Origin of the sequence: Capnocytophaga canimorsus, from assembly GCF_002302565.1 — a bacterium.
GTDB classification, from domain to species: domain Bacteria; phylum Bacteroidota; class Bacteroidia; order Flavobacteriales; family Flavobacteriaceae; genus Capnocytophaga; species Capnocytophaga canimorsus.
On sequence record NZ_CP022382.1, the window covers coordinates 633,124 to 647,129 of the forward strand.

At 35.6% G+C, this 14,006-nt stretch carries 13 protein-coding genes; 3 read left to right on the forward strand and 10 right to left on the reverse strand.

Going from position 1 to position 14,006, the window contains the following annotated elements:
• Positions 1–51 precede the first annotated feature (51 nt).
• Positions 52–918: an OmpA/MotB family protein gene (locus tag CGC47_RS02755; RefSeq protein WP_013997550.1), complete on the forward strand. Its 867-nt coding sequence runs from the start codon at positions 52–54 to the stop codon at positions 916–918.
• 126 nt (positions 919–1,044) lie between these two features.
• Positions 1,045–2,076, forward strand: a complete 1,032-nt coding sequence (locus CGC47_RS02760) for a glutaminyl-peptide cyclotransferase (RefSeq protein ID WP_041999682.1) — start codon at positions 1,045–1,047, stop codon at positions 2,074–2,076.
• 19 nt (positions 2,077–2,095) lie between these two features.
• Here the strand turns inward: CGC47_RS02760 and CGC47_RS02765 are convergent, their stop codons facing one another.
• A complete protein-coding gene (locus CGC47_RS02765) occupies positions 2,096–3,103 on the reverse strand; it encodes a glycosyltransferase family 2 protein (protein ID WP_095899955.1) in 1,008 nt (335 codons plus the stop codon).
• Between the two features lie 175 nt (positions 3,104–3,278).
• On the reverse strand, positions 3,279–3,734 hold the full coding sequence (locus tag CGC47_RS02770; RefSeq protein ID WP_013997553.1) for a type I restriction enzyme HsdR N-terminal domain-containing protein: 456 nt from the start codon (positions 3,732–3,734) through the stop codon (positions 3,279–3,281).
• A 75-nt stretch (positions 3,735–3,809) separates the two neighbouring features.
• On the opposite strand from CGC47_RS02770, the gene holA reads away from it, so the two are divergent.
• Positions 3,810–4,817, forward strand: coding sequence for a DNA polymerase III subunit delta (gene holA / locus CGC47_RS02775; RefSeq protein ID WP_041999685.1), 1,008 nt, complete (start codon positions 3,810–3,812; stop codon positions 4,815–4,817).
• Positions 4,818–4,870: 53 nt separating this feature from the next.
• Here holA and CGC47_RS02780 read toward each other — a convergent pair whose 3' ends face one another.
• The 8 genes from CGC47_RS02780 to pta form a co-directional block, all read right to left on the reverse strand.
• Positions 4,871–5,335 (reverse strand): GAF domain-containing protein, encoded by a 465-nt coding sequence (locus tag CGC47_RS02780; protein ID WP_013997555.1) that lies wholly within the window; start codon positions 5,333–5,335, stop codon positions 4,871–4,873.
• A gap of 38 nt (positions 5,336–5,373) precedes the next feature.
• The gene (locus tag CGC47_RS02785; RefSeq protein ID WP_041999688.1) at positions 5,374–6,612 is read right to left on the reverse strand and encodes a type IX secretion system plug protein; all 1,239 of its coding nucleotides are present in this window, start codon (positions 6,610–6,612) and stop codon (positions 5,374–5,376) included.
• 15 nt (positions 6,613–6,627) lie between these two features.
• Complete coding sequence (locus CGC47_RS02790; protein ID WP_041999691.1) at positions 6,628–7,200, reverse strand: phosphatase PAP2 family protein; 573 nt, start codon at positions 7,198–7,200, stop codon at positions 6,628–6,630.
• Between the two features lies 1 nt (position 7,201).
• Positions 7,202–7,432 (reverse strand): hypothetical protein, encoded by a 231-nt coding sequence (locus CGC47_RS02795; RefSeq protein ID WP_013997558.1) that lies wholly within the window; start codon positions 7,430–7,432, stop codon positions 7,202–7,204.
• 23 nt (positions 7,433–7,455) lie between these two features.
• Complete coding sequence (locus tag CGC47_RS02800) at positions 7,456–8,673, reverse strand: acetate/propionate family kinase (RefSeq protein WP_013997559.1); 1,218 nt, start codon at positions 8,671–8,673, stop codon at positions 7,456–7,458.
• Positions 8,674–8,943: 270 nt separating this feature from the next.
• The gene (locus CGC47_RS02805; RefSeq protein WP_013997560.1) at positions 8,944–9,426 is read right to left on the reverse strand and encodes a hypothetical protein; all 483 of its coding nucleotides are present in this window, start codon (positions 9,424–9,426) and stop codon (positions 8,944–8,946) included.
• Between the two features lie 281 nt (positions 9,427–9,707).
• Entirely contained in the window at positions 9,708–10,763 is a 1,056-nt protein-coding gene (locus CGC47_RS02810; RefSeq protein WP_095899956.1) for an Ig-like domain-containing protein, read from the reverse strand.
• 820 nt (positions 10,764–11,583) lie between these two features.
• Positions 11,584–13,668, reverse strand: coding sequence for a phosphate acetyltransferase (gene pta, locus CGC47_RS02815; RefSeq protein WP_041998503.1), 2,085 nt, complete (start codon positions 13,666–13,668; stop codon positions 11,584–11,586).
• Positions 13,669–14,006 lie beyond the last annotated feature (338 nt).

Consider the following 14,006-nt stretch of genomic DNA (forward strand, 5'->3'; position numbering starts at 1 on the left):
AAAACGTGTGTATCAAAACATAAATCAAGTATAACATCAAATAGGATAACTATGAAAAAAACGTTTGTTTTTATTTTTACATTGGGCTTATTAGCCACATCGTGTGTTTCTAAAAAGCAATATGCTGAATTGGAAGCAAAACACAAGGAAACCCAAGATTTGCTTAATAGTGCTACAGTTAGGCTGAACACCTGTTTAGAAGATGCCGCTGGATTACGCGCTAAAGTTACTGGATTGCAAAATCAAAACGATTTGCTCAAAGAAAATAACCAACAGCTAATCAACAATATGGGGAATTTGACCACCTTGACCCAAAAAGGTGCGGAGAACTTGGAAAAATCTTTGGAAAGTTTGCGTGAAAAAGATTTAACAATCAGAAATTTAAGAGACGCAGTTACTCGAAGAGATTCTGTAAACTTAGCTTTAGTTCAAAGTCTTAAAGGAGTTTTAGGCAATTTGGAAGACCAAGACATTGAAGTAAAAGTAGAAAAAGGCGTAGTTTACGTTAATATTTCTGACAAATTATTGTTCAACAGCGGAAGTTATGCCGTTACTGAAAAAGCAAAAGTAGTTTTGGGTAAAGTAGCAACCGTGGTTAAAAACAAACCCGATTTCGAATTTATGGTAGAAGGTCACACAGATGACGTTCCTGTGAAAAGTGGCTCTTCAGTAAAAGACAATTGGGATTTGAGCGTACTTAGAGCTACCGCTATTGTGCGTATTTTACAAAAAGACTTTGGGGTAAGCCCTTCAAGAATGACTGCAGCAGGTAGAAGCGAATATGTGCCTGTAACGTCAAACTCAACAGCAGCTGGTAAGGCTCAAAATAGAAGAACACGAATTGTGGTACTTCCTAAGTTAGACCAGTTTTATACAATGATTGAAGAAGGTATGAAAGACCCCGCTATAAACAAATAAAATTCAAATCATATCTTTATTATTTATTGAAACGCCCGAATGCCGTAAAATGGAATTCGGGTGTTTTTTCTTTATTCATTTTAAAATTATATATCTGAATATCTCTATAAGTAAAAAACATTATCTATGAAATTAGTCGTATATTTTATTTTTGCAATGCTATTATGTACCTCTTGTAACGGAGTTAAACCAAGCAAAAACTTTGATATCCAAATTATTGCAAATAACAAAAACTTAAAACTCAATGATAGCATACAACTTTCAGTAAAGCATAATCATTTTACTTCTCCTATAAAATCTGTAGCTTATTACATAAATCAAAAAGAATTACCTAAAACTGAAAATGGAGTCATTCTATCTGAAGTAAAACTTGGTAAACAAATTCTTCAAGCTATTGTAACCCTTGAAGATGAAACGACCCACACACTTGAGAAAGAAGTCACCATATTTTCTAAAAATCCTCCTAAAATATTAAAATACAAAATTATTAAGGAATATCCGCACGACATTACGGCTTACACACAAGGTTTAGAATTTAAAGGTGATACTTTAATTGAAAGCACCGGACAATACGGAAAATCTGTCTTAAGAAAATGGAATGTTTTCAATGGAAAAATTTATAATGAAATTCGGCTCAATGAGAAGTATTTTGGCGAAGGAATAACCTCATTAAATAACAAGATTTTCCTTCTTACTTGGCTATCAAAAACAGGATTTATCTATGATTCAAACCTCAATTTAATTAAATCTTTCAACTACGGAAAAAGTCAAGAAGGTTGGGGATTGTGCAATGACGGAAACAAATTATATAAGAGTGATGGTTCGGAGAAAATATGGACGTTAAACGCAGATTCGCTCAAGGAAGAATCCTTTATACAATTAACCAGCAATCAATCCATATACCAAAATGCTAATGAATTAGAATGGGTATCTGGTAAAATTTACGCCAACACTTATCAAAAAGATGGTATTATGGTTATAAATCCTGATAATGGAGCCATTGAAGCCATTGTTGATGTACGCGGATTAAAAGAAAAAGTAAAACAAATCCCTTCCTTAGATGTACTTAACGGAATTGCTTATCATCCCACACGAAAAACTTTTTTCATTACTGGAAAAAACTGGAGTTCCGTTTTTGAAGTTATTTTTGAAGAATAGTTTCCTTAAATTAAGGAAACTATTTTTTATTTATAAACTTTAAACTTGAAAACAATTTACGACTTCGGAAAAAATATTGCCATACAATTGAATTGAGTGCATAATAATTTTCATAAGAAATTGTTTTTCGTTTTTTATAAAAATATCTAGCTTTTTGATAAAAACTAAAATGTGCTTTTACAATTGCCCAAGTGAAAGCTAATTTTCCTTGAAGTAAAAATCGTACTCCTGCAATACCATCAAAAATCATACGAATAAATATTCTTCCAAAGCAATTTCTTTTAGGCAAGTTTTTGATAAGCATAAACAATCCGTTACGAAAATTCAAATATACCTTTTTAGGATTACCCACAGATAAGGTAGCTCCCCCCACGTGATAAACCACAGCATCGGAGCAATATATTATACGTTTTTTAAGATGATGTACACGCCAACATAGGTCAATTTCTTCCTGATGCGCAAAAAAGTCTTCATCGAAACCTTGTATTTTTCTAAAAACTTCAGAACGAATAAAAAAACAAGCTCCACTTGCCCAAAATAAGTCAATATTGTTATCATACTGACCTAAATCCATTTCAATAGTATCAAAAATACGACCTCTGCAAAACGGAAAACCATACTTATCTAAAAAACCTCCTGCTGCTCCAGCATACTCAAATCTACTTTTATTTTTATGGTCTAATATTTTAGGCTGAACAATTGCTATTTCATTATTTTTTGAAAAACATTCAACAATCGGATTTAACCAATTTTCAGTAACCTCTACATCGGAGTTCAACAAACAATACACATCTGCTTCTATCTGACTTAAAGCTTGATTATATCCTTTAGCATATCCTCCATTCTCACTATTTTCAATAATTTTTATTTGAGGAAAATATTTTTTCAAAAATACTACAGAACCATCAGTTGAAGCATTATCCACCACGTACACTTGCGCATCCTGCGAATATTGAATCACCTTAGGTAGAAATTGCTTCAAAAGAGATACACCATTCCAATTTAATATAACTATTGCTATTTTCATCTGATTTTATTCTATTTACTATTTTTTGTATAAAACTACTACGTAGGATATTAAAAAACCTTACAGCTATAATCAATGTAAACTAAAACACATTACATTTTATAAAATTTTTATTCTACGAACTTTTAAGTTTATTAAAACATAACGTTTTTCAATAAACTTTATTTTCACTTTATCAAAAATTAAACGATTTGTAATCAGGTAAGGACTCCATAAATAACAATTCATTAGAATTATAATCAATCATAGCATAATAATGTTGCAATCCGTTAGTAACCATCAAAACGGAAGCTTGAAGTGATAAGTTATATCTAAAAACTTGATCAAATACTTTTTGATTTATTAAAATATCAGGAGCTTTACACTCGACCACAAGCAATATTTCACCTGTATTTTTGTAAACAACTATATCATATCGCTTCTTTAATCCGTTTATCACCAATTCTTTTTCAACATTTATCAATGATTTAGGAAAACCTTTTTCTTGAATTAAAAACTGAACTACGTGTTGCCTAACCCACTCTTCGGGTTGTAAAACGACAAATTTTTTACGGATTTCATCGAAGATTAGCGTTTTATTTTCACTATTTTTGAAGCGAAATTGGTAAGGATAAAAATTCAATTTTTGCATACTGCAAATATGTAGATAATATTGCGATTTGCCAATTTTATAGCTTTATAAAAACAAAAAATAACCTTCTAAAAAATGAATGAAGTAAAAAAAATCATTGCCGATATAAAAAAGGGAAATATTGCACCGGTATATTTTCTGATGGGTGAAGAACCTTATTTTATTGATATTATCTCGGATTATATCGCCGATACAATTCTTTCGGAAGACGAAAAAGGATTTAATCAAATGGTTCTTTACGGACAAGACGTTTCGGTTACCGACATCATCAATCACGCCAAACGTTATCCAATGATGGCACCTTATCAGGTGATTATCATTAAAGAAGCTCAAAAACTTGGTAAATCTATTGAAGATTTGACCGCTTATGTAGAAAACACAATGCCCACTACCATTTTGGTGATTTGCTATAAATACGAAACATTGGACAAACGTAAAAAACTTTACAAAGCACTCCCGAAAAATAATGGGGTTCTCTACGAAAGTAAAAAACTATACGAAAACCAAGTCGCCGAATGGATTCCTTCGGTTTTAGCAAAGAAAAAACTCAGCATTCAGCCCAAAGCTACGCAAATGTTGATTGAATTTTTAGGTAATGATTTGAGTAGAATTCAAAAAGAAATAGACAAATTAAGCATTATCGTTACTGAAAACTCAGAGATTACTCCTGAAATCATCGAGCGAAACATTGGTATTAGCAAAGATTTTAATAATTTTGAACTGCGAAAAGCCCTCGGAGAAAAAGACGAAGTAAAAGCCGTACGTATTGCCAAATATTTTGCTAACAACCCCAAAGACAATCCTTTGGTGGTTACCTTAGGAATTATTTATGCTTTTTTTCATCAGCTAATGCTATATCACGGACTAAGCGATCAATCGGATAGAAATGTGGCTTCAACGTTAAAAATAAATCCGTTTTTCGTAAAAGAATATCACACGGCAGCTCGAAACTATCCGATGAAAAAAGTCAGTCAAATCATCGCCTCATTACGCACTATTGATGCCAAAAGTAAAGGGGTGGGAGCTGTAAACGCTTCGCCATCAGACCTACTCAATGAGCTCATTATTTCCATTTTAAGATAAAAAAGGACGGAAATTATACAATTTCCGTCCTTTTACCTTTTCATTAAAAAGTTTTAAAAGGATATATTTTCAGCGATTTGTTTATTTACAAATTCCAAAAAAGATTCGTCTTGAGCTGTGAAAGGGTCGATCGTGTGCGAATCAATATCAATTTGACCGATATTTACGTTATTGACAAAAAGAGGCACCACAATTTCGGATTTTACGGTTAAGCTACAAGCAATATAATTGTCTTGAGCTTTAACATCAGGCACTACAAAATTTTGATTGGACAGCGCTACTTGTCCACAAATTCCTTTACCGAAAGGGATTACCTTATGGTCAGTATCGGCTCCTGAAAAAGGTCCTAAATGAAGTGTTTGAGCCTGGTGATTGGCAAAATAAAACCCTACCCAATTGTAATAACTCACCTTATCACGAAGCAAATCACATATTTGTTGTAATTTTTCATCTTTCGACAGTTGCTTATTTTGGCAAATCTGTGTTACCAAAGGTTTCAAATTTTCTAAAACTGACATATTTTATAGTAACTAAAATTTATTATTGAGTAAAAATACTAACGGGTAATGTTTACACTACTCGCCCCTCCTACCCCAATGGCTTGGTCATACAAAGTCCCTGGAGCTCTATAATAAACAATCACCGTATAATCATTTTCGGTTTGTTGGAAATTACCTCCAATACCATTGAAATCAACCCTATCGGCAGATTTAACCGCAAAATTATAATTATAAAATCCTTGCTTTAACAAAACTTTTCCGTTAAAAACACCGGCAGATTCGTCATACGATAACTTATAAGCATCTGAAAGTTGATAATTGGAGAACTTCCCATAAACATACACTGATTTTGACCAAAACTCAGGCAAGCCTTCCAACGAAAAATGTACCCAAGTATAGTCGGCATTATCGTGCGGATTTTCGCCGTGAATGGTAGCCACTATAAAATTACCATTGATGTCTGGATTATAAGTATATACACGATTTGCTCTGCTTATTGATGTAAATAAATAATGGTGAAAAGATTCCGTTTGTTCTACGCGATACACCCCTGAGGAAGGGGTACGAATGTCTTTATTTTCAAAGTATAAAAATTCATTCCCCCCATCGAAAGCAGCTTGTTCATCGTAACGATAAATGAATTCACCTCCCATCGTGTACTGAGGTTTGAGATGATGGATTGCCGTATCCCAACGATAATTTTGTAAAACGGTTACCTTTACACTCTCTTTAGGATTTTGAATTTGTAAGGCTTGTCCTTTTATGGTGAATTGTACCACTTGTTTGGTATCAAAAAAACGCATATCGCGTGAGCGTTTGATATTGACTTCTACCCCCACCGAAGGCGAATACACTACGAATTTGCGTGAGAATATCAGGTTACCACTTTGGTCTGTTACCGACAGTAAGTAATTACCCGTAAGCAAAATACGCAGATGTTCGGAAGGAAAATCTATGCTGTAATGTGAGTATGGTTGTAAAGTGGTGTTAGAATTGCTTGACGGATAAATGTATTGGTCATCCATACCGCGCAAGTATTCACTCTTTAGCAAAGATGAGGGTTGCCAATCGGCATTGTAGTGGGTAATTTGATATCGGTATATGGCTTCATCGGCATTCAAGTCATCAAAACGAAGTGTAAAAGGTTCGTTTAAACGAATAATCGGAAAATGTGTTTTTTCGTTACCCGAAAATAATATGGTTTTGATATGCGAGGGCGGTTCCTTCTCCTGAACAGGAGATTGAGCATACCCAATACTACACAACAATACCAAAAACAAAAAACTATATTTCATAAACCTTATTTGTTTTTAAATTTGGACATTTACAATCTTTCGTATAGCCCATTTGCTCAAAAGATAGAACAAAAATCCTACCAAACCACCAATAAGCATTCCTGTAATTACATCAGTAGGAAAATGAACCCCCAAATAGATACGACTATAGCCCACTAAAGCCGCCCATAGCAATAAAATAGTGGTTATACCACGTATTTTGTGCGAGAAAATAAGACCAAAGAAAACCGCCACCGCCATAGAACTGGCTGCGTGAGCTGAGAAATAACCATACTTTCCACCACAGACTACTACACGTATCTGTTCTGATAACGAAGGGTCGTGACACGGACGTAATCGTTCAAAACCGTATTTGAATAGGTTGGCTAATTGGTCGGTAGCAACCACCATAAGGGCTACCCCCACCAAAACAAGAAGCGTTGCTTTCCATTTCAGATATCTAAAACAGAAAAGCAACAACAACAAATACAAAGGCAGTGCCGAAAATTTGTGACTGACGAACAGCCAAAAATTATCCCACGAATTTGTTCCTAATCCGTTGAGCCACAAAAAAAGTTGCTTGTCTTTCTCAATGATAAACTCAAGCATATTATCCTTGGTATCGGTCTATCTCTCTTTCGTAAAAGGCATTGGCTTGTTCGATGAGATTTTCAGCCTCTGTTTCAAGCTCTTTGGTATCTTCTTCGTCAAATTCTTCCAACCATTCCACCTCGTCAGTTTCCAAATTCAACACAAATCGAGGATATTCGGTGTGAATAACAAATATCGCATCTGGAAAATCGGTATTATCTCCCAATAAAAATTTAGGAAATGAACTCATATTACATTCTTTAGTTATTAAACTTAATTTTTTGTTGCTTGTATTAAAGCTACTGCCTCGTGAGCAATTTGTAATTCTTCGTTAGTAGGAATAATCAAGATTTTTACACGACTGCTATCGGATTGTATCTCTACTGTATTTTTGGGGCGATTGAGCGTCTTGTTTTTATCCTTATCTAACTCAATGCCTAAGAAATCCATCTCTTGGCAAACCAACTCGCGTAACAAATCATCATTTTCTCCTAATCCAGCGGTAAAGGTAATGCTATCCAATCCGTTGAGTATTGCAGCGTAAGCTCCGATGAACTTTTTAATACGATACGCATACATTTGATAGCAAAGCACGGCATTAGGGTCGTTTTGGAAATATTTATCCGAAACATCACGAGCATCGGAGCTTCCAGTAAGCCCAAGCATTCCGCTTTGTTTGTTCAAAATATCCTTCACTTGCGAGAAAGAAAGCCCAAGTTGCTCACCAATGAAGAACACCACCGATGCGTCAATGCTTCCGCAACGCGTGCCCATCACCAGTCCGTCCAAAGGGGTAAGCCCCATAGAGGTATCCATACATTGTCCTTGCTCGTTTACCGCTGCCATACTTGAGCCGTTGCCCAAATGGATGGTAATATTTTTTATCTTCGGATTATTAAGGTGCTGACGTGCTTGAGCATCAACAAACTTATGGCTGGTTCCGTGAAACCCATAAGCACGAATGCCATATTTTTCATAAAACTCATTAGGTATGGCATAGCGAAATGCCTTTGGAGGCATTGTTTGATGAAAAGCGGTATCCATTACCGCTACGTGCTTGGCTTTTTTAAATATCTTTTCGGCAACATTGATACCCGACAAGTGCCCTGGATTATGCAAAGGCGAAAGCGGAACAAGTTTTTCTATCTCTTGTTTTACCGCTTGGGTAATGAGCGTGGGTTTTACTAATTTTTCTCCTCCGTGTACCACCCGATGCCCTATAACCTGAATTTCATCTGGATTTTTTATCACCCCCACCTCAGGGTCAGTAAGCAAATCAGAAACTAATTGCATCGCTTCTTCGTGATTAGCAATAGGCAATTCTTTCTTTACCTCTACTTCTTGCCCGTTTTTCAGAGCTACATATTTGATTTTACTTCCTTCAATACCGATGCGTTCTACCAAACCTTTGGCAAGAGCAACACCCGTTTGCGCATTGATAAACTGATACTTTAACGATGAACTTCCTGAATTTATAATAAGTATTTCCATATAACTATTTTTAGCTTCCTTTTAAGGGCGTAAAGATACAACATTAAAAAATTAAAAGATTAAAAAAATTAAGAAAGAATAAAGAAATAAGAAACAAGGAAAAGGTTACTATTCATCACTAACTACTATTGCCTACTGCCTTAAAACTTCGACTTCGCTCAGCTTAAGAGTAAGCCATTTGCTAAAAACTAAAAAAACAGCCTTCAACTAAAAACCGTCAAAGGCTGTGAATATTTAAAAATTAAACTCCATTTGAAAAATAATTATGATTTACAAGGTAGGAGCTTCGGGTTTGGCGCCTTTTTTACCCTTAGGGAAGCGTTTACCCAGATCCTCATAAATGGCTTTGGCTTCAGCATCGCCTGTTTTGGCAAAAAGTTTCACATTTCCGTAATAATACAAGGCTTGTACATAGGCTTCGTGTCCGGTAAGTATAGTAGTATCTTTTAGTTGCTCTACCACCTGCTGCGTAACTGCCAATATGGGCAATAACCCTTGATGGGCACTAAAATCTTTTTTAAATTCCTCCGTATTAAGCATAGAAGGTACAAATTTAGGATTACTATTGATGTATTCTGACACTTTACTTACAAATGCCAATGTTTTATCACCCATTTTAGGCAACGAGGCACGTTCTTCAAGAGTAAGATTTCCCATATACGGAGCCAATAACTCCTTAATCTCTTGTAGTTTCTGACTTACTTGTGTGGTTACCTGCTCGGGCAACACTACACTGATTAAATTTCTACTCATCGCTATTTAAAGATTTAAAAAATAAAATTTTAAGGGGGGTAAGTTTCAAGTTTCAAAGTGCAAGTTTTAGGTTTCAGGTTTTAGGTTTCAGGTTTTAGGTTTTAGGTTTCAGGTTCCTTCCTATTGCCTCTTTGGAGAAGTTACCCCAAGGATAAGGAGGTCTTTATACATAGACAAAATTAAAAATCCTAAACTTCAAATACTATCCTTCATTCTTCCTTAACTCCCAACTTATCTATCCCCTAATCTCCAATTGCTAAAAGTCAATCACTCATAACTTATTACAATTCTTTATCTTTACCGTTTTCAAACTGATATACTTTCCAGTTTTTCATTTTTGCCTCAATTACTTTCGCAGCGTCTGGAAGCTCATTACCTTCCTCAGCACTATCTTTCATTTGGATATAAACCTTCGCTTCATCACTGGTACTACGTTCAGGCAAAGCACCCAACACGGCATTCATTGCCGCCTTTTTGATTTGATTGTTATCAAAACTTAGCCATCCTAAAGATTTATTTTGACTAATATCCAAAGTAGTAAGTCTGTTATAGTAACATTCCAATTTTTTCAAAGCCTTATTCTGACTAACATCTATAATAGTTAGGAAATTCATTTGACACCACAAATTCTGTAAAGCTGTATTTTGGCTTACATCTAAAATAGTTAGCGAATTATTTAAACAATTCAACTCCTCCAAAGCCTTATTATTTTCTACACTCAAGTTGTATAGTTTGCCATTAGAGCAATTCAAGGTAGTTATTTTTCCGTAAATGGTTATAGTTCTTGCCCCTAAGGTATAGTTCTTTTCTTGATCAAAAGTTATATTTGTTTCACTATGTTGTTTCTCTCCATCATTATTAAGGTCTATCCATATACCATATCGGTATTTGGGGTCTGCTTTGATATAAAGTGCTATCTGCTCTCCTACCGATTTTCCAGTTTCTAAAATCATATAGCCGTCTTCAGCTTCCACAGAGTTGATTCTGGCATTTAGTACAATAACTTTACACGTGGCGGTTTTACCATTTGTCGTAGTAGCGGTAATTTCGGCTCGCCCTCTGGATTTGGCAAAGATTTTACCATTAACATCTACCTCAGCTACATTAGGAGCAGAACTTACCCAAGTAAGTTTTTTGTCGGTGGCATTCTCAGGAGTTATCGTAGGGACGATGGTGGTAGTTTCGCCTATTAGCATCGTAAAGTCAGGCTTACTGATTTGTACTTCGGTAATTTCTACCACTGGGGTTGACTCATCACTCTTATTACAACTACTCATTAACGGTGCAACGGCTATCATACCGATAGCAAGCATACTGCGGAAATTTGTTTTTCTCATAATATTATTTTTTTTTAGAATTGTAACAAAAATAAGTCTTTTTTAAACATCTTATTGTTAAATATACCTTAAAAATAAGGCAGTTAGCCATTAGCTATGATACTCTTCACTTCTGTCACTTCCTCGCCTAAACTTATATAGCTGAATCTATATAGTTTGGTCGCACTCTAAAATTCCTCTTTGAAAAGAGGAAATCTGTAAAAATAGGGTATGTACCAAAGATACGGAGGATGTTTTTAAAAGTCATTTAGTTATAATTCGTAGCTTTTGGCTTAGTGTTTCAAGCTTAAAGCTTGAAACACTAAGCTTTTTCGTTAAAATTTTAACCTTTGAACTCAAAGCTTTAACCAAAAAGCTTAAAACTTTGAGCTTTTAGCTTAATGATTCTACCTTTTTGTTAAAAATTTTAAGCTTTAGGCTTGATATTCCAAGCTAAAAGCTCGGTGTTCTTCGCTTTTTACTTCATATTTCGACCTTTAAGCTTGATATAAGGAGAAAGAAACAAGCTTCAAAGAAAAAGTTACTACTATTTGTCACTGATGCCTATTATCTTCAAACTATTTTAAAACTTCGACTTCGCTCAGCTTGATAGTAAGTAATTTACTAAAAGTGTAAAAGAGAAAGAAATACTTAAAAGAAAAAGAAAAAAGCCTCAAGCAAAAGGTTACTATTCATCACTAACTACTATTGCCTAATGCCTATCACCTATTGCCTATTACCTTAAAACTGATACGCTAATGATTAAAATCAACAAAGGCAACATCGCTGTTGCCTTTGTCATTTCAACTATAAAAATAAATTATAAAATGAAAACGCTATGTTATTCTTTCATTACCGATTGAATAGCGGTAATAAGCACCGTATTGTAAATATCAGGAATGGTAGCCCCACGACTTAGGTCATTTACTGGCTTTTTCAAACCTTGTAGCATCGGACCAATAGCAAGAGCGCCCGTTTCACGTTGTACAGCTTTATAGGTATTATTTCCAGTATTCAAGTCAGGGAAAATAAGCACATTAGCTTGTCCTGCTACTTTTGAATCAGGCATTTTGCTTTTACCCACTTTGGGGTCAACGGCAGCATCATACTGAATAGGACCTTCTACTAACAAATCAGGACGTTGAGTTTTGACTATTTCTGTAGCCTGACGTACCTTATCTACATCAGCACCACTGCCTGAACTTCCTGACGAGTACGAAAGCAACGCCACACGAGGCTCTATACCGAAAGCCTTTGCCGAATCGGCAGAAGTTATAGCTATTTCGGCAAGTTGCTCGGCAGTAGGGTTAGGCACAATGGCACAATCGCCATAGACCAATACTCTGTCGTGCAACAACATAAAGAATACGGAAGAAACCGTATTTACTCCAGGTTTGGTTTTAACGAATTGTAAAGACGGACGAATGGTATGTGCCGTAGTATGCACCGCTCCCGATACCATACCGTCGGCATCGCCCATAAAGACCATCATCGTTCCGAAATAAGAAACATCAAGCATAAGGTCTTCCGCTTGAGGGAGTTCCATTCCTTTGGATTTACGCAAGTCATACAATTTCTGGGCATACGCCTTGTATTTAGGACTTTCGATAGGATTGGTTATCGATATGCGACGTTCGTCCCATTTCAGCCCAAGTGCATTAACACGGTCGATAACTTTCTCTTTATTACCCAAAATGGTCAGATACACCAGTTCATCGGTTGCCAATTGTGAAGCAGCAATCAGAATACGGTCGTCCGTTCCTTCAGGAAGCACGATGTGTTTCTGAGCTTTACGTGCGGTTTGCACCATATTGTATTGGAACATTCGTGGGGTAATGGTATCGGATTTGAAAGCTGAAATACGCTCGTTGAGTCCGTCCACTTCAGCATATTTTTCAAACAATTGAATGCTTAAACGTATCTTTTCGGTGTTTTCTGGATAGATTTTCGATTTTATTTTGCCGATACGATTGGCAGTTTCAAAAGTTCCGCTTTTAGCCAGCATAATGGGCATTATTTTGTGAGTCCCGTCTAAAATCTTAACAATAGATTTTTCTAAAGAGAAACCACCATAAAGTACAATTCCAGCCACACGTGGGTAATTGGTGGAATTACTTGCCGTTACTGTACCTACAATCAAATCAGAACGGTCAGCAGGAATTACAGCCAAACAATTCTCGGAAATATGTTGCAAGAAATTGTGCAACTGCATTCCCCCAACGATGGTTTTTTGTGTGGTTACATTGATATTTTCGCCTTTATAAAGAAAAGTGGCTTCAAGAGCTTCAGCAATTTCTTTTAGGGTTGGTCTGCCCAGCTCCTCTTCATTAGGAATTACCGAAAAAAGAATCTCTTTAAAGGTTTGTTGTAGTTTGGCTTTAGTATCCTCATCGGCATTTTTAGCTTTATTGATAAAAGCCCCAATGACTTGTACTTCGGCTTCCAAAAGGCTATTGATTTCCATCTGAACGTGCTCGATGAGTTCCTGCTCCGATGAAAAATTATCTTTAAGCACCGCCAAAACTGGAATGTTTAAGCTCTGTGCTAAAAGAGCGTTGAAATTAACATCAAATACGTTGCTTTCCTCTACCAAATCGGTACCTTCTACCAAGACAAAGTCAAAACGACTTTCCAAAGCCTTGTAACGCTTGATGATGGTATCGTACACCTCTCCTATCTTCCCCTTATTTTTCATTGCGGCTACCTCCGCACGGGTAAATACGTAGGCTTCATCGTATTCCATTTCGATATTAAAATGGGCGAGCATTGTAGCAATATGATTATCTTTCTGGGTTTTACTCTCCAAAATGGGTTTAAAGTAACCTACCTTAGGTGTATTACGCATAACCATTTGCATCACCCCTAAACTTACCAACGACTTGCCGCTATAAGCATCAGGAGTGATTATATAAACCGATTTATTCATTGTTTATAATTAAAATTTATTAAAAATGATTAAACAGATAAGTAAAAAATTCCTTTTCAATAAAGAAGTATGCAAATTTAGGAATTCTTTTTGCAATGAAAAAGTAAAATCATCGAAATCTTTATAAGTAAAACCATTGATTTATATCAGATTTTTAGAACTTGGTTACAAGGCGGATAAAGACAACGAGTACCTTATGGGGCTTTTCCCCAAGAACGTTGTAAATTGCTTTACTTCATTAGTTTTTTCAATGATATTCAGTGAGTGCTATCGGAATTGAAATTTTGTAACTTTGTGATTAGTTACAACAACAGAGATAAAGCATTGATTTCGCCTCT